The organism is Ensifer sp. ENS11, assembly GCF_014851895.1.
Lineage (GTDB): Bacteria > Pseudomonadota > Alphaproteobacteria > Rhizobiales > Rhizobiaceae > Ensifer > Ensifer canadensis.
In genome coordinates this window covers 425,846-448,662 of sequence record NZ_JACVAN010000003.1, presented here as the reverse complement: position 1 = coordinate 448,662, position 22,817 = coordinate 425,846, and the positions used below count along the sequence as shown (strand labels likewise).

Here is a 22,817-nt window from a genome sequence, read left to right as displayed (position 1 = left end):
CGTCATGGATTGTCGTCGCTGAGCGATGCCGCCAGCAGGAGATAGACTGCGGATGTCCAGGCGAATGCGCGATCGCGAAGTCCCCTCCCCGACCGCGCATCGAAGTTTTCGGCCATACCGCTTTTGCTGGCAAGTGAACAGAACTTTTCCGCGATTTCGCGCGCCAGTTCAATCTCCCCTTGCCGACGCAGGCCATCCCAAAGGAGCAACGTCGTCGGTGCCCAGATCGGGCCGCGCCAGTAGCCGTCATCCTCATAGAACGAACTTTTGGGGCTTTCGGTTGCCGGCCCCCAGGCGGTGATGAAGCCGCCAGCGACGAGACGGGCAACAAGCTTTTCGCGCATTTCCGCGGGCAGACGCGTGCCGAGCAACAGCGGCATGAACTGGATCAGGTTTTCGCCCGGCAAGATGCGGTCCGGTGCGCCCGCAAGCCGGGCGCCAAACGTTGCGCCGGTCCAGAGGCGCACGAACAGCAACGCCTGCAAGGCATCCGCCTTGGCGTTCCATTCCGCAGCACGCGCAGGATCGCTCTCGAGCAAAGTCGCAAGCGTCTCGCAAGCGAGAATGAGGAATACCGGCAGATCAGGCGAGATGACCGGGCCACCTTCGGCAAAGAAGGTCGCATTGTCCCAGCCACTATCGTTGCCATGGAAATAGCTCGGCAGCGACGTTGCGTCCGTGCGCGCATAGGTCAGCCAGTAGTCGACCTGCCGGCCGATTGCGTCGCGCAGATAGCTCTTGCGCTCCGCCGTCAGGAAATCCGGGTGCCTAGCCGCGATAAGCGACACCGCCCAGCCATGGACCGGCGGCTTGGTGAAGGCGAAGAGCACGTCACGATCATTGATGTAATCGGGCAGGAGACCGGAGCCGTCCTGATGGTCGAAGATCGCTGCGAGCTGGTCAAAGGCGAGGTCCGCATCGACGGCCGCCACACCCAGTGCCGAAAAGGCGTTGTCCCAACTCCAGATGTTGATCATGTGGTTCTTGGACATGTAGATCGCCGGCCGTGTCAGCTGCCCGCCAACCGGCACGCCGTTTGCCCACAGCAGATAGCTTGCCAGCCGATGCGCCGCGTCCTGACCGTGCGCGCCCCTCGGCACCTTGCCGTACCACTTTTCGAACTCGACAGTGACGTCGGAAAGGGCGTCCGCGAAGCTCTCAAGCGGCGCTGTCGGCGGCACGGTGCGGAAGAAGTCGACATTGCCCTCGAAAATGCCGGTGCCCGTGAATGCGAAGGAAACGTCGGCCGAGTGGTCGCGCTGCCAGGCGCCCGACACGTCAAGGGTGCCAGACACAGCCCGCGGGATGAATTTCACGTTCTCGACGGCTGCCACGAGGCAATCGACGCCGGTGGGCGTGCGATAGACGTAATCGTAGCGCGATCCTTCCAGGTGAAAGCGCACGCCGGCATTCTCGCCGCGGACATGTAGCCGCTCGCCCTCGCCGATAACAAAAGTCAGCGATCCGGCATTGATGCGGGCAACCAGCCGCTCCGGCGTCAACTCAAAGGTCGCCTGCGCCGGCTTGCCCATTGCATCGAGGAACTCGACGCGGCAAAGGCGACCGAGCGAGGGCCGTTCGTCACCGCCGGCAACAAAGCGCAGATAGAGAGCACGCGCGCCGTCGCCACCCGGCACCTTCATCATCGACAGCGTCAGAAACCGTCCTTTTCGGCTGAAGGGGATATGATCGATATCGAACAGCATCGTTTACCCCTTCACCGACGAGCCGACCGCACCATCCATGATGTAGCGCTGGGCGACGAAGAACAGTGCCAGCGGCGGCAGGCAGAGGATCACCGTGATCGCGGCAATCGAGGTGACGTCGACTTCATGCAGGCCCTTGAACATCGAGAGCCCGAGCGTCAGCGTGTATTTCGACTGGTCGTTCAAGAAAATCAGCGGGCCGAGATAGTCGTTCCACGCGTTCATGAAGTGGAAGGTACCGACCAGCACCAGGGCCGGCATCATCAGTGGCAAATGGATGCGCCAATAGATGTCGAAGGCATTCGCACCATCCATGCGCGCCGCTTCGTCGATCTCCATAGGCACGGTCATGATGTACTGGCGAAGCAGGAAGACGAAGAAGGCGTCGGCGAAATAGGCCGGCACGATCAGCGGCTTCAGCGTGTTGATCCAGCCCAGCATGTTGAATTCCATGTAGAGCGGAATCATCTTCACGTCCCACGGGATCATCATGGTGGCGAGCAGCACGATGAACAGCGGGTCGCGGCCAGGGAAGCGGAAGCGGGCAAAGCCATAGGCAACCAGCGAGCTCGAGATCAGCTGCCCGATGGTCGAAAACACGACGACGATGACCGAGTTGGTCAGGTAGGTGCCGAAGGGCTGCTTGTTCCAGGCGGCGGCAAAATTCTCCCAGTGCCATTCCGACGGCCAGAAGACCGGCGGGAACTGGTAGAGATCGGCGGTGCTTTTGATCGCCGTCATGAAGGTCCAGTAGAACGGCGCGATAAACAGGGCCGAGAGCAGGATCAGCGCGGAATAGAGCAGCGTCTTACGCATGGCCTTCTCCATCGTTCTGGCGGACTTCGCCTTCGTAGTAGACCCAGGCGGCCGACCAGCGCATCACGCCGAGGCTGAGCGCCAGAACGATGATGAACATCACCCAGGAGCCGGCGGCGGCATAACCCATGTCGAAATATTTGAAGGCGTTGTCGTAGATATACATGGCAAAGAAATAGGTGGAGCCGAGCGGGCCGCCCTTGGTCAGGAGGAGCGCGATGGTCAACTGCTGGAAGGCCGAGATGATCGAGGTGATGAAGGTAAAAAGCAGCATCGGGCCGAGCATCGGCAGGGTGATGAACAGCATCTGTGCCCAGCCGGGAACGCCCGAGACGGTGGCCGCCTCGTAAAGCTCCTTCGGAATGGCTTTGAGGCCGGTCAGAAGGATCAGCATGGTGCCGCCGAGACCCCAGAGGCTGGCGATGATAATCGCGACGATCGCGAGATTCGGATCGCCGAGCCAGTTCGGCCCGTGGATGCCGACGAGCGACAGCATGAAGTTCAAAAGGCCGTATTCCTTGCTGTAGATCCAGCTCCAGATCGTCACCAGCGCGACGCCGGAAATGACGCTCGGCAGATAGAAGGCGGTGCGGAAGAAGCCGCTGGCAAAGGTGATGTTGTGCAGCATCATCGCCAAGAGGAACGACATGACGATGTTGAACGGCACGTAGATCGCCGCGAACTTCACCGTGATCCAGAGGCTCTCCCAGAACTGCGGATCGTCGAACAGCATCGATTTATAGTTGTCGAGACCGACAAAGGCCCGCTCACCGACCACCGGCCAGTCATAGAAGCTCATCGTCAGGGAGAAGACGAGCGGCCCGAGCGTGAAGAACAGGAACCCGAGGATCCACGGGGAGATGAACAGATAGGGCGCTGCGTAGCGCGCGATGGCTGAGCGCTTGCGCCTTGCCACCTTGGGCTCTGCCCCGGTATAGGTCATATCCATCCACCGTACTCCCTTTGCTTACTTGATCAACCGCTTGGAACGGCTGACGGCATCGTCCAGATGCTGCTTGGCGTTGCCCTGGTCGATCATGGTTGCTTCGATGGCGCGCGCGAGATTGTCCTGCACCTTGCCCCAGTTGGCGTTCTTCAGGAACGCGTGGGTTTCGGTGTTCGAGGTCGCGAGAATGTCGAAGAACGGCTTGTAGATCGGATCGGTGGTCATGCCCTTTTCTTCGGCAACGCTGGTGCGGACCGGCAGGTCGTTGATCCGCATGGCAACGGCTTCCGGCGAGGAGAAGAACTTGACGAACTCCCAGGCGAGGTCAGCGTGTGCTGCGTCCTTGGCGATCGAGATCGCCGAGACGCCGAGCGCCGAATGGGCGGTCTTGTCGCCGAACTTCGGCAACGGCGCCACGCCATACTTGATGCCCGAGGCGTCGATGCCTGCCTTCGACCACATTGCGCTCTGGAACATGGCGATCTTGCCGCCCTTGAACAGCGTGCTGCCCGAGGTGTCGTCGCCGAGGTTGAGCGTGATCGCTTCCTGCGTCTTGGCCATATCGCCGAACATGTCGAGCACTTGGGCCGCCGCATCGCTGTTCATGTAGCCGTCGATCTGCTTGCCATCGTCGGAGATGTACTTGGTGCCGTTCGACCAGAGGAACTGCTCGAAGTCGTAAGGGTCGGGCTTGGCGTCGACGGCAAAGCCGTAGACCTTGTTCTTCTCGTCACGGAACTTGGCGGCCTTGGCGCGCAGATCGTCCCAGGTCCAGCCATCCTTCGGCTCTTCGACGCCGGCCTTGGCGAACATGTCCTTGTTGTAGAAGACGACCTGGGTCGTGAAGCCCGACGGCATGCCGTAGGTCTTGCCTTCGACGCGCGTGGTGTTCATCAGGCCCTTAGGGAAATCGTCCGGCTTCACTTCGGCTGCGTCGCGCGCGATCAGATCGTCGAGCGGCATCAGCGAGGTGTAGTACTGCGGGAAATTCCACATATACATGACGTCGGGTGGGCTGCCGGCGCCGAAGGCGGCGATCAGCTTCTGGTCGTAACCATCGGCATAGGGCTCGACTTGCACCTTCACGCCCGGGTGCTTTTCCTCGAACTTCTTGGCAATTGCCTGCTGGATCGCCAGGCTCTCATCCGTGTCCCAGGTGGCAAAGCGCAAGGTCTCTTCCGCGCGGGCCGTGGCGGCTCCGGCCATCGCCAATACCATGAGCGAGCCGATGAGCGATTTCGTCCTGTTCTGCATGCTTCTCCTCCTCATTCGGGTCACGCGACCCTTTTGCTTTTTTCCTGATTGATCAGCATCTGCGTCTCGGGATCGAGCGCCCGCGCGATCGCCTTGCCGTCGGCATCGAACAGATGGCAATGCTCAGCGGGGATGCGCAGATGGATGCGCTCGCGGTTGGCAACCGGATGCGTGCCGCGCACGACGGCGGTCATGTCGGAGCCATTCTCAAGGCCGATGTGAACATGGCTTTCGGTGCCGAGCCGCTCGACCAGGCGGACGTCGCCGATCAGGTGCGCTTCCTCAGGCGAAACCAGCTCAAGCTTGTCCGGGCGGATGCCGATCGTCACCGGCTTGTCCTTGGCGACGACGGTGGACGACAGCGTTCCGAGCGTCAGGTCCCGAACCAGACCACCGCCGGAAAGCGTCAATTCGGAACGGTCCTGACGGACCAGGTTCGCGGTGACGAAATTCATCCGCGGCGAGCCGATAAAGCCGGCAACGAAGAGGTTCGCCGGCTGATAGAAGAGTTCGAGTGGCGTGCCGAACTGGCTGACCTTGCCTTTGTCGAGCACGACGACGCGATCGGAAAGCGTCATCGCCTCGACCTGATCATGGGTGACATAGATCATCGTGACGCCAAGGCGCTCGTGGAGTGCTGCAAGCTCGACGCGCATGGTCACACGCAGGCCGGCATCAAGGTTCGACAGCGGCTCATCGAGCAGGAACAGCTTCGGCTCGCGAACAATCGCGCGGCCGATGGCAACACGCTGGCGCTGGCCGCCGGAGAGTTGGCGGGGCTTGCGGTGCAACAGTTCGGAGATGCGCAGGATGTCGGCAGCGTCGTTGACGCGGCGATCGATCTCGTCGCGCTTCATGCCGTTCAGCGCCAGGCCGAAGGACAGGTTCTTGCGCACGTTCATGTGTGGATAGAGCGCGTAATTCTGGAAGACCATGGCGATATCGCGCTTGGCCGAGCGCAGATCGGTGATATCGCGATCGCCGAGGCGGATCGAACCGGAATCGAGCTCCTCAAGACCGGCGATCGAACGCAGGAGCGTGCTCTTACCGCAACCGGACGGCCCGAGAAAGCACACGAACTCGCCATCGGCGATATCGAGATTGATGCCCTTCAAGACTTCGAGCGAACCAAAGCCTTTGCGCAGATTTTCAATACGGATAGCTGCCAACGGGCCCTCCCCTGATGGCGAACATTGTGGCAGCCGGCTTAACGCTTACCTTACCACATGTTCGTGTTAAACGTTTATATGCACGATAAAAACGTTTAACTTTGTTGTAAAGCGAAAAAATCGGTGCTTGAGAAATTGCTGTGGGCGATAAAGGGCACAAAACCGATACGGCCGGTTCATGACCGGCCGTATCGTTTCTTGATCAATGGTTTAGGCGTCCGAGCGTCTCGTCGAGCGCATTGAGGAAATGGTCGCAATCCTCGGCGCTGAACGGCGCCGGCGGCTTCACCTTCAGCACGTTGTGGTGCGGCCCCTCGCTGCTGAGCAATATCCGATGCTTGCGTTTCATTTCAGCGATGACGAAGTCGAGCTCGCTTGCGGCCGGTTCCTGGGTCTCGCGGCTGCGCACCAATTCGATGCCGTTGAAGAGACCGTAGCCGCGCACGTCACCGATGATGGCATGGCGCTTGGCCAGCGCACGGGCGCCGTCCATCAACCGGTCGCCGACAACACGGCAGTGGTGCATCAACCGTTCGTCGCGAATGACGTCCAGCACCGCAAGGCCGATCTCGGCCGAAACCGGATTGCCGCCGAAGGTGTTGAAGTACTCCATGCCGTTGGCAAAGGAGGCGGCGATCGCCTCGGTGGTGACGACGGCGGCCATCGGGTGTCCGTTGCCGATCGGCTTGCCCATCGTGGCGATATCCGGGATCACACCTTGCGTCTGGTGCGCCCACATATGGCTGCCAACGCGGCCGAAGCCGACCTGCACTTCGTCGGCCAGGCACAGGCCGCCGGCGGCACGCACATGGGCATAGGCCTCATGCAGATAGCCTTCCGGCAATGTCAGCTGCCCGCCCGTTCCGAGAATACCCTCGCTGAAGAACAGCGCCGGGCGGCGGCCGTTTGCGGCAAGCGCCAGCACCTGGTTGCGCACATCCTCGGCATATTTGCGGCCTGCATCGACGTCGCCATAGCGATAGCGGCCGCGATAGAGATCGGGCATTTCCGCGACCTGGACATGGGCGGGGCGGCCCTCTCCGCCCTTGCCGGCAAACTTGTAGGGGCTGACGTCGATCATGCTCGACAGATGGCCGTGATAGGCATGATCGACGGTGATGACGTCGCGGTTTCCGGTGTAGGCACGCGCCAGCCTGAGCGCCAGGTCGTTGGCCTCGCTGCCGGAATTGACGAAGAAGCAGACGTTGAGTGGGTCGGGGAACTGCGCGGCCAGCCGCCGCGAATATTCGACCAGCGAATCGTGCAGATAGCGCGAATTGGTGTTGAGCTTCTCCATCTGCATCTGCGCCGCCTTGACGACGCGCGGATGGCAATGGCCGACGTGGCAGACATTGTTTACCATATCGAGCCAGCGCGTGCCGTCCTCGTCGATCAGATGAGCGCCCTCGCCGCCGACGATCTTCAGCGGCGCTATGCTATAGGCGATACTGAGCGAACGCCCGATGCGCCGGTGACGTTCACGCACCAGAAAATCCTTGTCGCGGGCGACGATCACCGAAGCCGGCACAGGCAGCCCAAGCACAACGCTCGGATCGGGGCTGACCTCGCGCCAGACCTGCCATTGATCACGCACGCCGACGCCGAACATGCGGCCCTCCAGCCCCAGATGGTCGGTCACCAGCTGGAAATGCAGATGCGGCGCCCAGTTGCCGTTTTCTTGGGTGGCACCAAGGCTCGCAAAGCTTTCGCCCGTGACGATCGGTTGGCCGACCGTCAACTTCGCCATCGTCTCGCGCGACAGATGGCCGTAAAGCGTCCAGAAGACCCCGGCATCGGTGACATGTTCCAGCAGGACGGTCGGGCCGAAGCCGAAGGCGACGGCATCGTCATGAAGGAAAGCGACCTTGCCAGCGAACGGTGCATGCACCGGTTCCAATGCCGGCGCGAAGATATCGACGCCAAGATGGACTGAACGGCGCTCACCGGCGGTTGCCGTTTCGTAGGCGTCGCCCTGATAGATCGCGCGATCCTCGCCGTAAAGGCCGATGCCATAGTCGGCATTCTGCTCGCGAATACGCGCGGCGATCAGCGCCTCTGCCGCCGTGGCATCCAGTGCCGCCCACTGTGCCGCTTCGGGACTGGAGGCGGAGAAATCGAAGACGGCGACCTTGGGCTTGGCGACGGACGGCTTGACGATGGCGGAAAAGTCATGGGCGTTCTGCTCCAGCCAGCGCACGACGGACGCCGCATGCGCGATCGGCGCAAAGCCGCAGGCGTCGCGGATGCGGGCGATCGCAATCGCGCGGTTCTCGCGTTCGAGCCGTTGAAGCTCACGCCAGACGTCTTCCTGGCTGACAAGCAGGTAGGTGTTTTCAGGGTTGTCGCGGATCTGCTTGGCCGCCATGCACATGCTGACGGCATAGCGGGTGCGAACGAGATCGAAGATCAAAGCCGTCTCGGCCTCGCTGATCGGGTTCGCTCGGTGATAGGCGCCCGCGAGCGCTGCGATGGTGCCGACCGCATCCGCCGTGCCGATCAGCGCATAGGCGGCAGCGACAGCGATCTCGACGACGCGCCACGTTTCGACCATATCGCCGAAATCCAGCAATCCGCTGACGCGTCCCTCGTGGTCCAAAAGCACATTGTAGTCGTTGGCGTCGTTATGGATGACCTGTCGCAGGCAGCTTTCGAGGCTTGGCCGGACGGACGACGCGAACCGTTCGAGGATGGCGCGAACCGCTTCCCGCTTGTCGTCGCCGTCGATCAGAATCACGTGGTTCAGATGCATATCGGCACGGCCGATATCCCAGGCATAGACGCGTTTCGTGCCGGCATGGGCAAAGCCCTTGAGGCTTTGGTCGAGCTGGCCGAGCAGGTGCCCGAGCGTTTCCGCGCTCGTCAGACCGCGGGACGCGGATTTCGCCCAGATATCGCCGGGTAGCCAGGTCAGGAGCCGCGCGGTGCGCTCGCCGCGCACCATCGCTTTCACGGTTGACGCGCCGGCGCGACCGGGCACTGGCCGCGAGACCGGCAGATCGACTGCCGTTTTCGCGAGGTGGTCGAGCACCGCGACTTGCATGTCGAGGTCATCGGCATCGCCTGGCGCGTGCAGCTTCAGGAGATATTGCTCGCCGTCCTGCGCGCGAACGCGATAGTTGAGGTCGTGCTCGCCCGGCAGCGGCGAGATATCCCCTTCAATGCCATAGGTCTCGATGAGCAGCGCCCGGATTGCCGCCAGTTCCTGCTCAGCCTTCAAGTCTTCCTGTGCCATGCCTGCTGCTTGTCCCGTCACCATGAAATCCGTCGTCCGTCGTAGCTGCAGAAGCCGCCGCTGTCGGCCATGTCCGCTTCGTCGATAATCGCTTTCAGCCCAGCGGCACTTGTTGCCACCGGAACATTTGCCTCGCCGCCACCCATGTCGGTCCTGACCCAGCCGGGATGCAGCGACAGGACGGTGATGCCGTCCTTGCGAAAATCCTGTGCCAGCTTCACCGTCGCCATGTTCAACGCCGCCTTCGAGCAGCGATAGGCATAGTCGCCGTCATCATCGTCCAGCGTGCCTTCGGCAAGCGAGCCGGCACGACTGCTGATGTTGGCGATAACACAGCGTTCACCGGCCAGAAGGTTCGCATGCAGCGCACGTGCCAGGAGCAAAGGTGCGAGCGCGTTGACGCGCATCACCTCGAGGAAATCATCGCTGTCCAGCGTCGCAAGCCCACCCGTGTCGCCGCGGATGCCGGCATTGTTGATCAGAACGTCGATGGCCACACCTTCGAGCGCTCTGCCAAGGGCCATGATCGAAGCGGGGTCGGAGACATCAAGCGATTGCGCTTCAATGGCACCTTCGAAAGACGCTTCCCCTCGGACGCAGGCAATGACCCGCCAGCCGTCGGCCGCATAGAGTGCCGCGAGCTCGCGCCCGAGACCTCGCGAGGCACCGGTGATCAGCACGGTGCGTCGTACCTCCGTTTTATCGATGCTTGATGTCATATTTTCTCTCGACCATGTTCACGAGGCTGGCTGCAGCAAGCGTCAGGAAGATGTAGAAGATCGCGGCGGAGTTATAGGGCGCGAAAGGCAGGAAGCTTGCCGACTGGAACTCGCGCATGCGCTGGGTGATGTCGCGGATCGACAGGATCGACAGCAGCGAGGTGTCTTTGAGGATCGCGATCAGTTCGTTGCCGAGCGGCGGAATGATGATCCTGAAGGCCTGCGGCAGGATGACGAGGCGCGCTGTCTGCCAGCGATTGAGGCCGATGCTGCGCGCCGCCTCGACCTGGCCGACCGGTATGGCGTTGATGCCGGAACGGAAGATTTCCGCGAGGTAGGCCGAATAGGCAAGCGCCATGGCGACGATGCCGCGCACCAGATTGGGTGGGTCGAGCACGCCTTGCGTCGCGTCCTTCAACGCGCCGCTGAGCGGCAACCCGACATAGAGCACGATGACCAGCATCGGAATGCCGCGAATGGTATCGACGATGAATTCGGAGCCGACCGCCAGCGGGTGGCGCTGGTGCAGGTAGCCGCCGAAGGTCAGAAGCCCGAGGATAATCGCCAGCACCGCAACCGTAATGCCGGTTGCGCGATCGCGGTCGTTGAGCGCTTCGGTCTTCCAGAGCACCGGCAGATCGGCAGGCGCCGAGGCGGCCGGCAGCAGGGCGGCGCTGACCCCTTCGTTCTTGGCCATGGAAGCGAGTGCTTCGGTCGGGCCGACAAAGGTGCGAACCGGCGTTTCCGTCTGCGGCGCGCCGTCATACTGGCCGAACCGCACCGCACCGATCAGACCCGCCGGCGTGTTGGTGACGATGCCGACCTTGCCCTCGAGCGAACCGGCAAGCACGTAGGTGTCACGCGGCTGCAGCAGGAACCAGGCGGCGACGAGCGCCAGAACCAGGGTCGCGACCGCAAAATAGAGGCTGGTGCGCACCGTCGAGCGCAATTGCAGGAGGCCGACCCAGACGAGACCAAGCACTGCCGCCAGGATGTAGGCGGCAATCGCGGCGCGAATGGTGGTCGCCACCCCCGCCGCAAAGGCGATGTGCGCGAAGAAGAGAACGAAAACCAGCCCGGCGCCGTTGACGACGCCGAGGATCCAGCGCCCGACACGTCTGAACGGACTGTCCAGAGGCTCGCCGCCACGTGCGCCTGCAAAAAACAGCCCGAGACCGAGGGTGCTCGACACCAGATATCCCGGGAACAGCCAGGACTCGACACCACGAAGCCAGAGATCGGCGGCCTCAGTCAATTGGCGCGGCGTCACGCCCTTGACGATCAGGTCCGATTTGAACGCATCGACGCCGTTTGCCACGACCGAGGCGATGAAGGGGTGAATGTTATGCCCGAGCAGCAGGACGACGGCGGCGCCGAGGTTCAGTACGGCCGCGGCCACCGCCCACTTCGGACGGCTCGCCTTGGCCCGCGAGAACAGGAGCACGCAAAGGCCCGCCGAAAAAGCGATCGCCAGCGCGAGAAAGCCGGGCACGAAGGCAGACGAGCCGTTCTCGACGCCGAGAATGGCGCGAAGCGACCGCTGGTAGTCTCCGGAGGATACGAAAAGATAGATGATGAAGGGCAGCGCGGTCAGGATGATGAGATTGCTCGGACGCACGCTTCTCAGGAACGACATTCATTCCTCCGGGGTATTGCTGTTGAAAAGGCTAGCCCCCGGAGCGGCCGCCTCGGCGCTCCGGGGAAATTGCGGAAGGCTTATTTCAGGCCCCAGTATTTGTTGACCAGCTGGTCGAGCGTGCCATCGTCCTTGATCATCTTCAGGCCCTCGTTGAAGGCCGCGACATTCTCGTCGCCCTTGCGGAAGACGAGGCCGAGCGGATCGGATTCCAGATCCTTGATCGCCACCACCAGTTCGCCGGCAAATTCGCGCTCGTAAGCCGCCGCATTCGCGCCATTGATGACGACGCCGTCGACGTCCTTGTTCTTGAGCGCGATGATGGCGGCGCTGAAGGTGTCATAGGCGGCAACGTTCTCCTTACCGACCACACCTTCGGCAACCTGAGCGTCGGTGGTATTGGCCTGGGCGGAGAGCTTTCTGCCGGCCTCCTTGAAGCGATCGAGCGTGATGTCCTGGTCTTCAACGCGCATCAGCACCGCCTGGCTGTTGACGATATAGGGGTCGGAGAAGTCCATCGCCTTCTTGCGTTCATCGGTGATCGAGACGCCGGAGGCGACGAGATCGAAATTGCCCTGATCGAGTGCGGCAAAGATGCCGTCCCAACCGGTGGTGATGAACTCGGCCTGGCAGTTGATCTTGGCACAGACCGCATTGACCACATCGACGTCGAAGCCAACGATCTGGCCGCTGGCCGGATCGACGCTTTCCATCGGCGGCGAGGTGGTGTCGGATCCAACCTTGAGCAATTTTCCGCCGAGATCGGCAGCGTGGGACACACTTGCGGAAAGAGCCGCAAATGTCAGGGCAATAATCAGTTTTTTCATGATTCTCCTCCTTGGATGATGAATGTTCATGCCAGCCTGCCGCCGAGATTGTCCGGCTGCCTTTCGATCAGGGTTGGCCTGAAGACCTGCCGGAGCGCCTTCGGGTCCTCACCCTCCATGCGCTTCAGCAGGAACTGCCCGAGCGTCCGTCCGAGGACCTCGATCGGTTGATAGAAGGTGGTGATCGGCGGCGTGAAATAGGCGCTGACGTTGATGTCGTCATAGGCGATCACGTCGACATCGACGCCAACCTGCCGCCCGAGACTGCCGAGACCGGAAAGGACGCCGAGCGTCGTCGATTCGTTGATGCAGACGAAGGCAGTCGGCGGCTCCGCCACCTGCAAAAGGTCGATCACGCTCTGCCGGCCAAAATGGGTCGAAAGATCGCCTTCGACAACGAGATCGGCAGAGGCGGTAACACCGGCTTCGCGGAAGGCGCGGGCAAACCCGTCCAGCCTGTCCAACGCATAGGAGAGCCGCCGCTCCGGGTTGACGAGCGCGATGCGGCGATGGCCGCCGGCAAGCAAGCGGGCGGTGGCAGCGTGGGCTGCCCACTCGTTGTCGATATCGACATGGGCGTAATCCAGATCCTTGCGGCAACGCCCCATCGAGACAAATGGGAAATGGTGGTCGACCAGCAGATCGATGCGCGGGTCGTCGGCAAGAATGCCGGAAAAGATCAAGCCGTCGGCCAGACCCTGATCGACGATGCGGCGCGCCGTTTCCGCGCCGTCGGCAGCATCGCGGATGACATGCACGGACATGCGGTAGTCCGTACCATCCAGCGCCTGGCTGACGCCGCTCAAAATCTGGGTATATTCGACGCCGTCCCACTCGTAATCGCGTGCCGCGGTAACCGGCATCAGCACTGCCGCCTGAAAGCTCTTTCCGGTGCGAAGCGCCATGCCGCGCGCATTGGCCTGATAGCCGACTTCGCGCGCCGCCTTGAAGATGAGATCGCGGGTAACAGGCGCAACGACGGGCGAATCCCTGAGCGCTTTCGAGATCGTCGCGATGGAATAGCCGGTGATCTCGGCCAGTGTCTTGATCGTCGGCACCGGTGTACGCCGGGTTCTGTGCATATGCGCCGCCATGCACCCTCCCAGGCCGTTGGCTCACTCTGAACATATGCGTAACAGTCAATAAAAACGTTTTCAAGAAAAATAAAAACGTTTTTATTATCATATGGGGAGAAGTTCGACGTCAAAGAAATTACTACCAAGACTGCCTAATGGGCCAGGAAGGTGTGCTTTGCGCCGGAGCGGAACCCAAAGGACTTGCGGATCAACACCTGCCGAAGACTACAGCGCCGCGCGTCTCATTGGACGCGCAAAGGTCGCTGTAGCACTTTGAATGGCTGCATGTTTTGTCCTTAAATCGAATAGGATTTAAGGGAACCGGCAGTAGACCTTTGCAGCCAGGTAAAATCCCACGAATGAAAAATGGCCGCGAAGCATTCCCTTCGCGGCCTTCTTCATCGATATTCAGAGTAGAGACGCACGGCACATCACACTGCGCCGTGCGGGCGCCTTCTCAATCCATGTCGTCGTTATCAGGCGCAATCGCATGGTCACGATTGCCATGGATGATCTCACGCTTGCCGACATGGTTGGCAGCGCCGACAAGGCCCTCCTTCTCCATGCGCTCGACGAGCGAAGCCGCACGATTATAGCCGATACCCAGCCGGCGCTGGATGTAGGAGGTCGAGCACTTCTTGTCGCGCAGCACCACCTTGACGGCCTGGTCGTAGAGTTCGTTGCCGTCCTCCGAGGCCATCGCCGTCTTGTCGAAGACAGCGCCCTGCTCTTCCGCGGGCTCCTCTTCCTCTTCGTCCGCGGTAACGGTCTCGAGGTATTCGGGCCTGCCTTGCGTCTTCAGGTGGGCGACGACGTGCTCCACTTCCTGGTCCGAAACGAACGGTCCGTGGACACGGGCGATCCGCCCGCCGCCCTGCATGTGCAGCATGTCGCCCTGGCCGAGCAGCTGTTCGGCCCCCTGTTCGCCAAGGATGGTGCGGCTGTCGATCTTCGACGTCACCTGGAAGGAGATACGGGTCGGGAAGTTGGCCTTGATCGTGCCGGTGATGACGTCGACCGAGGGGCGCTGCGTCGCCATGATCAGGTGGATACCGGCAGCACGCGCCATCTGCGCAAGCCGCTGGATAGCACCTTCGATCTCCTTGCCGGCGACCATCATCAGGTCGGCCATCTCGTCGACGATGACGACGATATAGGGCATCGGCGCCAGATCCATTTCCTGCTGCTCGAACAGCGCCTCGCCGGTGCCCTTCTCGAAGCCGGCCTGGACCGTGCACATCACCGGCTCGCCCTTTTCGCGGGCAGCGGCAGCACGCTGGTTATAGCCGTCGATATTGCGAACGCCGAGGCGCGACATCTTGCGATAGCGGTCCTCCATCTCGCGCACCGCCCATTTCAGCGCCATGACGGCCTTCTTCGGATCGGTGACGACGGGGGTCAGCAGATGCGGGATGCCGTCATAGACGGAGAGTTCGAGCATCTTCGGATCGACCATGATCAGGCGGCACTCTTCCGGCTTCAACCGATAGAGCAGCGACAGGATCATGGTATTGATCGCCACCGACTTGCCCGAACCGGTGGTGCCGGCAACGAGCAGATGCGGCATCTTGGCCAGTTCGGCGATGACGGGCTCGCCACCGATCGTCTTGCCGAGGCAAAGCGCCAGCTTGCAGTTCGTCTTGCGGAAATCGACGGATTCGATCAGCTCGCGGAAATAGACCGTCTCGCGCGTCGCATTCGGCAGTTCGATGCCGATGACGTTGCGGCCGGGCACAACAGCGACACGGGCTGATAGTGCCGACATCGAGCGGGCGATGTCGTCGGCCAGGTTGATCACCCGCGAGGATTTGACGCCGGGCGCCGGTTCAAATTCGTAAAGCGTGACAACCGGCCCTGGCCGGACATGGATGATCTCGCCACGCACGCCGAAATCTTCGAGCACGCTTTCGAGCAGCCCGGCATTCTGTTCGAGCTGCTCCTGCGACATGAAGAAGCCGCGGCCTTCCGGCGGTTCCTGCAACAGGTCTTCGGCCGGAAATTCATAGCCGTCGGCGTGCGCGAAACGCTCGGTCGCGCCGATCGGCGGCAGAAGCGAAGGTGCGCGCGAGACCTGGGCGGGCATGGTGATAGCCGCCTTTGAGACTGTCGCAACGGTGCGAACAGGCTCTTCCTCGGCCATAAGTGATGTGATCTCGGCCGGTTCGACCGCAACAGGTGGAACGGATGCGATTTCCGACGGCACGATCATCGGCTCCGGCGCATCGCGCGCGGGGTCGATCGATACGGGTTCTGCCAGTGCGGGCACAACGGCGGCAGGCACCGATGGCACCTCAGCTGCCGGGCGGCATTCGACAACGCGGAACAGCGACGTGATCGCCGTCGGCGGCATGCGCTTGATTTCGACTGCCTTGACGGGAATTGGGGCCGGGGCCGGTGCCGGCATCGACACGACAGCGGCGGGCGTGAAGGAAGCGGGCACCGCTGTGTCGACGAATGGCTTCGGCTGCACAATGGCTGCCTCTGCCGGGCCGTCATCCAGGGTGGAGGGGCCAAACTCGAAGAAGGCGAAGTCCGACAGAAACGACAGACGCGTGTCGGCCGGGGCTTCTACTGCCGCCGCTGGCTCGACTATCTGCGTCGGTTCAACGGGTGCAGCCAGCATTGCGATCGCCACAGGCGCCTCGTTCGCGGACTGGGCCGGCAGGCTCGGGCCGATTGCAGAGCCAGCAACGGTAGCGTTGGGCGCCAGGTTGGCCGCGCCTGCCTTTGGCGCCGACGACCAATGCGGCAGCTGGCTCGTGAGAACGCGCAGCAGCTCGGAGGGGCTGTAGGAAGGCAGGGCCTGCTCAGGCACGGGTGCGGGCATACGCACGGGAACGACATCGACCATGTCCGGCGATTCGACGGGGGCGACGGCTTCGATGGCCGCAGACGCTGCTTCCACGGGCTCTGCCGCGGCGACGACATTTTCGCTTGAGGCAATCTGTTCCTCAGATGCGACATCGCTGTCGCTGTCCGAAGGCGCGCGGCGCTTGGTAAACTCCCGTTCCGGCGTGCGGGTGAACCGCACGTTCGGCGCCAGGAAGAAGTGGCTCTCCCACGTTGAATCGCCGTAGTGGCCAGCGATCTCCGACAGGGTCGGCAGCGGCTCGTCGGTCGACGTCGTCACCTGGGCCGGCGCATAGGCCGTGCCCTGGCCATAGAGCCGGGCAGCGCGGCCGACATGCGCCGTCGCGTCCGATTGCTGGTTGGCTGGTTTGCGAGGCGCGGCAGGCGCCTCGTACAACTGGTAGGGATCGACTGGATCCACGTCATGGGTGGGCATATCGCTCAACGCACCGTCCTGCGGATCGTCATAGTAATCCGCCTGGTTTGCATCATGCAAAGCTGCCTGAGAGAAGTTTGTCCTGGGAATACGCATGGGTCCTGGAAGAGCTAGAGACATCGCCGAGGGGCCTGCTAAGCGATAGAAAATGAAGGTTAACAAGTCCCTTCCAAAGGCCGCTTGAAAGACATCAGGCGCGCCGTTCAACCCGGCAAAACGACCGATGAAACGGCCGCAATCCCCATCCCGCTCAAGGGCATCGCGCCATTCTGTCGCTGGCAGAACCTGGCCGAAAATATTTCTTCCGGATTGTCATTTTGGCACGTCGCGGCGCAGCAGGGGCAACCGCTTCGGTCGGAGATACGGACCATAACGAATCGGGCCGCCGTGACCTTGTCACGCCGGCCCGAGAATGACCGCCATAGGCTCGGCAAATTCCCGAGCGATCAGCTCCGGCGCGCAGCGACGAAAGCCGCGTGATGCCTGGCCAGAAGCTCGATCGCTTCATCGACAAACGCCGGGCTGACATTGGCCGAAAACTCGATCCGTGCACTCTTTCCGTCTCGTCTCAGCTTGGCAAAGGCCTGGCCGTTCTCGTCGGTGAGAACCTCGGGTTTGGCCGGATCCTGCCTTTCGGTACGCGACAGACGCGCAAAGACGAACTGGAAGCGCTGGTCGCTGTCAGCCTCGAGGAAACGCCTCAGACCAATCTCTTCCTGCGCCTTCCGCAGCGCCTGCTCGCCCTCAAGCAGGCCGCCGATCGCCATCCAGCGCTCGCGACCGACCTTGGGCGCCGGACCGATTGCCCGTGCGATTGCCATTGGAACGCTTTCGGCGACCTGGATCAGCCGCGACAACTCGCTCTTCTGGACGGCGAGCGCATCGCCGATCACCTTTCGATCAAAGCCGCGCTCGGCCAGGGCCGAGGCAAACAGCGCCCGCTCGATAAAAGACAGGTTGCGGCGTTCGGCGTTTTCCTTGCCCTGCGCCAGTACAAGTTCGTCGTCGGTCAGGGACCGGACGATGGCCTTGACCTTGATGCCGAGGCTGCGGACGGCGTTCAGCCGGCGGTGGCCATAGGCAGTTTGATAGCGGCCCTGCTTTTCCGGGTGCGGGCGCACGAGGATCGGCGACTGCTGGCCGTTTTCGCGGATGCTGTCGCCAAGCGCCAGGAAGTCCGGATCGTCGAGCTCACCATCGGTCAGGCGGTCGCCGACGAACGAGGCGTCGACCAGATCCGGATCAAGTTCGACAACGCGCTCGCCCTGATGCAGCGCCTCGCGCAGCGATCGCGCCTCTTCTGCCTCGCGGGTGATGCTGCCAAGCGAAAGGCCCATGGCCTTGATGGCGCCCGAGGCCGCACGCGGCGTATCGGCAGCAGGTGCGGCAGGCGTCAGCGTCGTTATCTCAGCGGAGCTCGTCGCATTGGGTTCGGCGCCAGGCGCAGGCGCTACGTTTCCGGAAAAGAGTGCGCGCAGTTCGTTCTTGCGGTTGCCAGCCATGTATTTTAGCGCCCCCAGGCCGCATGAATGAGAGCTTCGATCTCGCCGTTGACGGAATTCAAGGATTCGATCGCGCGGTCGTAGGTCGCGCGGGTGAAATTCTCGCGACCCACTTCGTAGAGCGTCTGCTTCGTCAGACCGGCATCGGAAACGGCGGTCGACTTGACCATCGCAGAGGTCAGGACACGGTCTCCGAACAGCGAGCGCATGAAACCGACGATCTGCGCCTGCGGCCCGTCGTTCGGCTCGAAGCGGGTGACGAGATAGCGCAGGAAGTCGAAGTTGAGTTCGCCGCCCGCCTCGCGCACGACGCTCAGGAGGTCCGAGGTCATGTAGAGAAACTGGTTCATCGACGCGACGTCGAGCATCTGCGGATGCACGGTGACGAGAACCGACGTCGAGGCGCAAAGCGCCGACAGCGTGAGATAACCGAGCTGCGGCGGGCAGTCGATGACGACGACATCGTAATCGTCGGCAACGCTTGCCAGTGCCGACTGCACCCGCGCGAAGAACAGCGGGCCGGCATCGGAGCCGCTATGGCGGGCGCTGAGTGCCTGCGGCGTCGTATGCTCGAATTCCTGCAGTTCCAGATTGCCGGGCACCAGGTCGAGCCCGTCAAAATATGTCGGACGGATGATGTCTTTCAGCGGCCGCGCTTCGGCGTCGTAGCGGATGGCGCCGTAGAGCGTGTCGTTGCCGGTGAGGTCCAGCTCTGGCTGGTAGCCGAAGAGCGCCGAAAGCGACGCCTGCGGGTCAAGGTCGACGGCGAGAACCCGGTGGCCGGTCATGGCGAGATATTGCGCGATATGGACCGACGATGTGGTCTTGCCGGAACCGCCCTTGAAGTTGGTGACGGAAATGACCTGCAGGTGCTCGCCGCGCTCGCGGTCGCGCCACTTCAGGTAGCTGCGCGCCTTGGCGGCATTGCCCTTGGCAAGTGCCTGCTCGGCAAGGTGGCGGCGAAGCGCGTTGATGTCGGACAGCGAATAGGAGCGGCGACCGCCGGTGCCGGTATCGGGTTGAGGCCCCTCGCCCGCAAGCGACAGCTGGCGCAGGTAACCGTCGGAAACGCCGATCAGCTTGGCCGCCTCGCCTGAGGTGAAGCTGCGAAGCGTCTTCATCGCCGTTGGCGGAAACAGCCGCTCGCGCATCGCCTTCAGCTGTTCGGAAAGGGCGCGCGCATCGGCCGCGATCGCTTCGTCGGCTGGCTGGCGGGCGTGGGAAGGGTCCGTCCCGGATCGCGTCTGTGTTACCGTCATGTCCATTCCCGCCATGCTCCTTGCGCGCTTTCCCGCACCATTGACACCGGGATGCACTAACAGAGATTTAATTCAGATACGCCTAAACGGCACATATTCACAAAATTCCGTAACAGAGATGCCGCAGACAATGATTCGCGTCAAGGCATCGAGCCGAATTCGAACATCCCGGCCGGCAAGATCCTGCACGCTTGCGAGACGGAAGAGACAAAAAGGCCGCCGGCCCAAGGGCGGCGGCTCGTCGTGACGTCGCGTGAACGCGATTGCCGTCGAAGGATCAGAGCTTGGGACCGATATGATCGGGGATCGGGCACTGGTAGGGCTTGCCTTCGGTCTTTTCCCGCCACTCGGCCTTTGCCTGCGCCAGCAGTTCCGGATCGAGGATGAGATCGAGACCGGTCGCCGCCAACGACTTGGCCGCGTGGGCGAAAGCCTTGTGTGCCGCGGGGCTCTTGCCTTGCGCTACCACCTGCCAGGTGTGCGGCGCGGTGCCGATCGCCCAGGCGGGCGCCCAGCATTGCGCCGTCGGCGTCACCCAGCTGACATCGCCGACATCGGTCGAGCCGGCGCGGAAATGCGATTGGCCCTCGAAATCGCGAAGGCCGAGGTGGAGACCACTCGATCCGTCCATGCGGCTGTTGGAGAAGACGTCGCCCTTGATCTGGTAAAGCCGGATGCTGCTGGCGATCGCCTCCGGCGTCATCGTCTTCTGGATCTCACGGGCAAATTCGAGGTCTGCCTCGTCGAAGGGAACCGGTCCGAGCGCGACCATGTTCTGGTGGATCGCCGTCTCGAGCGTGATGTTCGGCAAAAGATTGGTGGCGGCGCGATCGAAGACGATCTCGACCTCCGTCTCGGTCATCATCGCAGCGCCCCTGGCGACCTTGTCGATGCGGGCAGCCAGCGCAAGCGCCTCAGGCATTTGCGGTGCACGCACAAGGTAGAGCGCTTCGGCGCGGGCCTGGACGACGTTGGCCGCCTTGCCGCCGGCGTCGGTGATCGCATAGTGCACGCGGCAATCCTGCGGCATGTGCTCGCGCAGGAAGTTGACACCGATATTCATCAGCTCCAGCGCATCGAGGGCGCTCCGTCCAAGATGGGCGCCGTTCGAGGCATGGGCGGCGACCCCCTTGAAACGATAGTAGATTTCGAGGACGGCGAGATTGTTGGTCGAGCGCACGCCATTGAAGGGTGCTGGGTGCCAGGTGAGTGCGGTATCGACATCGGCAAAGGCGCAGGCGCGCGCCATGAAAGTCTTGCCCGAGCCGCCCTCTTCGCCGGGGCAACCATAGTAACGAACGGTGCCTGGCAGATCGTTCTCGCGGAGATAACGGGCAAGGGCGACTGCAGCCAGCAGCGAGCCGGTGCCGAGCAGATTATGCCCGCAGCCGTGTCCGGTGCCGCCGTCTTCAAGCGCCTTTGCCTCGACGACGCCGGCGATCTGGCTCAAGCCCGCAAGCGCGTCGAATTCACCGAGAAGGGCAATGACCGGGCCACCCGCGCCGGCTTCACCGGTAAAGGCGGTTTCGATATCGGCCGTTCCCCGCGTGATGCGAAACCCGTGCTTTTCCAGCATCGCTATTTGCGTCGCCGCCGACTGGTGCTCGCGAAAGCTCAGTTCGGCATAGTCCCAGATCGCGTCGCTCATCGCTGCGAATTCAGGCTTCAACTCTTCGACTATATCTGCAAGAGCGGCGACGACGGATGGCTGGGGCATGGGTATTCCTCTTGCGGGCGACATGTGGGCCGGCCGCATTGGCATTTCTGTCTTCAGATGGAAGGTGGCGGCACGGATGCCGCCACCGGATACGATACGCGGTCGGGCCGCGACTTAGTCGTCGAGCGTGACTTCCCAGAGCCGGGTGTTCGACTGCCAGACGGGCTCGCCGTGCAGCTTCTTCGTCGCACCCCAGATGTCGACCATGTCGTACATGAAGATGCCGGGAACTTCCTCAAGCATCAGCTTGTGGAATTCGTCGAAGATCGCCTGACGCTTTGCCTGGTCGGCCTCGACATAGGCGGACTTCATCAACTCGATCGCTTTGGGATTATCCCACATCAGCGAGGCGTTCTTGTCTTTGTTGCCGACGTAGAAGCTGTACATCAGTGCCGGATCGAGGCGCGGTGCCACCGACTGCGAGATCACCTGGTAGTTGCCCGAGCGGCGGCGATCGACCTGGGTCGCATAGTCGAGCACTTCGATCTGCACATTGAGACCGACCTGTTGCATCATCGCCTGGGCGACGACGGCGGCCGGGAAGCTCGGCACATTGCCGCGCTTGTTGGCGATGATGGTGATCGGCTCGCCGTTGTAGCCGGCGTCCGCCAGGTCCTTCTTGGCCTTTTCCAGGTCCATCGGAAACTTCGTCTTCTGCGCGTCCGAATAGAAGATCGAGTCTGCCGACACCATCGAGGCATTGGTTTCGCCCGTACCGTTCGAGACCGCAGCAACCAGTTGGTCGAGATCGAGCGCTTCGGCCATGGCGCGGCGCACGGCAACGTTGCTCAGAACCTTGTCGCGGGTCTGGAAGTAAAGCAGGTTCTTGCCGTTGTTGCGCTTGACGATCAGCTGCATCGTCTCGCTGTCCTTGAACTCCGAAATCAGGTCGGCGGAGACTTCGGCCGTATCCAGTGCGCCCGACAGCAGACCGGTTTTCACCGTCGATGCATCGGGGATGACCATGAACTTGATGCCGTCGACCAGCGGCCGTTTGGAGCCGACCATACCATCCGGCTTGCCGTCATTGGCAGGCGAGACGTAGGCTTCGTTCTTTTCGAGACGGACATACTCGCCCTTCTTCCACTCGGCCCACTTGAACGGCCCGGTACCGATGGGGGCAACGAAGGCGCCGTCGGCGCCGACAGACTCCTTGGCGATGATGCCGGTATAGCCGCATTCTGGACGCGCCATCAGGCCGAGAAAGACCGCCGAAGGCCTTTCGATCGTCATCGTTACCGTGGTCGGATCGACAGCCGTGACGGCCGACACCTTGATCGTTTTGCTGCCGTCGAAATCGCCGGCGCAGGTCCACTTGGTGTCCGCGGCCATGTAGCGGTTCCAGTTCCACACGACGTCGTCGGCCGTGACCGCGTTGCCATTGTGGAATTTCACGTCGTCGCGCAGCTTGAACGTATAGGTCAGGCCATCGGGAGACACTTCGAAGTTCTTGGCGACGAGCGGCTTTACCTCGCCGTTCTCGGCGTACCCGACGAGACCTTCGACGATGTGAAAGATTACGGAATCGGTGTTGCCGTCGCGGTTGACGCCCGGGACGTTGCTGCGGATATCAGAGCTCTGCGCGACCACAAGGTCACGCGCTTCGGCAAAGCCGACGGCGCTCATCAGGATGGTGCCGGCAAGGAAGATTTTTTTCATGGTTCCACTCTTC

15 protein-coding genes are annotated in these 22,817 nt (G+C 62.2%); all 15 read right to left on the bottom strand.

The genetic code is table 11. The features are described 5' to 3' along the window. Positions 1–2: 2 nt before the first annotated feature. Positions 3–1,706 (bottom strand): amylo-alpha-1,6-glucosidase, encoded by a 1,704-nt coding sequence (locus IB264_RS09045; RefSeq protein ID WP_113568433.1) that lies wholly within the window; start codon positions 1,704–1,706, stop codon positions 3–5. Between the two features lie 3 nt (positions 1,707–1,709). Continuing rightward, positions 1,710–2,522, bottom strand: a complete 813-nt coding sequence (locus IB264_RS09040; RefSeq protein ID WP_025429197.1) for a carbohydrate ABC transporter permease — start codon at positions 2,520–2,522, stop codon at positions 1,710–1,712. Then, entirely contained in the window at positions 2,515–3,471 is a 957-nt protein-coding gene (locus IB264_RS09035) for a carbohydrate ABC transporter permease (protein WP_113568437.1), read from the bottom strand. The genes IB264_RS09040 and IB264_RS09035 overlap by 8 nt, the downstream gene beginning before the upstream one ends. Before the next feature lie 18 nt (positions 3,472–3,489). Then, a complete protein-coding gene (locus tag IB264_RS09030) occupies positions 3,490–4,722 on the bottom strand; it encodes a sugar ABC transporter substrate-binding protein (RefSeq protein ID WP_192433291.1) in 1,233 nt (410 codons plus the stop codon). 20 nt (positions 4,723–4,742) lie between these two features. Further along, entirely contained in the window at positions 4,743–5,891 is a 1,149-nt protein-coding gene (locus IB264_RS09025) for an ABC transporter ATP-binding protein (protein WP_192433290.1), read from the bottom strand. A gap of 202 nt (positions 5,892–6,093) precedes the next feature. Next, positions 6,094–9,123, bottom strand: a complete 3,030-nt coding sequence (locus IB264_RS09020) for an aminotransferase class III-fold pyridoxal phosphate-dependent enzyme (RefSeq protein ID WP_192433288.1) — start codon at positions 9,121–9,123, stop codon at positions 6,094–6,096. A gap of 17 nt (positions 9,124–9,140) precedes the next feature. Then, positions 9,141–9,803, bottom strand: coding sequence for an SDR family oxidoreductase (locus IB264_RS09015; RefSeq protein ID WP_192433314.1), 663 nt, complete (start codon positions 9,801–9,803; stop codon positions 9,141–9,143). Between the two features lie 19 nt (positions 9,804–9,822). Beyond that, positions 9,823–11,478, bottom strand: a complete 1,656-nt coding sequence (locus IB264_RS09010; protein ID WP_057209765.1) for an amino acid ABC transporter permease — start codon at positions 11,476–11,478, stop codon at positions 9,823–9,825. Between the two features lie 80 nt (positions 11,479–11,558). Continuing rightward, positions 11,559–12,305 carry a transporter substrate-binding domain-containing protein gene (locus tag IB264_RS09005; RefSeq protein WP_025429204.1) on the bottom strand — a complete coding sequence of 249 codons (747 nt, stop codon included), beginning with the start codon at positions 12,303–12,305 and terminating at the stop codon, positions 11,559–11,561. Positions 12,306–12,331: 26 nt separating this feature from the next. Then, positions 12,332–13,399: a LacI family transcriptional regulator gene (locus IB264_RS09000; RefSeq protein ID WP_038577936.1), complete on the bottom strand. Its 1,068-nt coding sequence runs from the start codon at positions 13,397–13,399 to the stop codon at positions 12,332–12,334. Between the two features lie 439 nt (positions 13,400–13,838). Continuing rightward, the gene (locus IB264_RS08995; RefSeq protein WP_057222866.1) at positions 13,839–16,763 is read right to left on the bottom strand and encodes a DNA translocase FtsK; all 2,925 of its coding nucleotides are present in this window, start codon (positions 16,761–16,763) and stop codon (positions 13,839–13,841) included. 350 nt (positions 16,764–17,113) lie between these two features. Next, entirely contained in the window at positions 17,114–18,169 is a 1,056-nt protein-coding gene (repB, locus tag IB264_RS08990) for a plasmid partitioning protein RepB (protein ID WP_057222865.1), read from the bottom strand. Between the two features lie 5 nt (positions 18,170–18,174). Next, positions 18,175–19,434, bottom strand: a complete 1,260-nt coding sequence (gene repA, locus IB264_RS08985; RefSeq protein WP_025429208.1) for a plasmid partitioning protein RepA — start codon at positions 19,432–19,434, stop codon at positions 18,175–18,177. A 271-nt stretch (positions 19,435–19,705) separates the two neighbouring features. After that, the gene (locus IB264_RS08980) at positions 19,706–21,145 is read right to left on the bottom strand and encodes a M20 family metallopeptidase (protein ID WP_057222864.1); all 1,440 of its coding nucleotides are present in this window, start codon (positions 21,143–21,145) and stop codon (positions 19,706–19,708) included. A 114-nt stretch (positions 21,146–21,259) separates the two neighbouring features. Further along, a complete protein-coding gene (locus tag IB264_RS08975) occupies positions 21,260–22,804 on the bottom strand; it encodes an ABC transporter substrate-binding protein (protein WP_192433286.1) in 1,545 nt (514 codons plus the stop codon). Positions 22,805–22,817 lie beyond the last annotated feature (13 nt).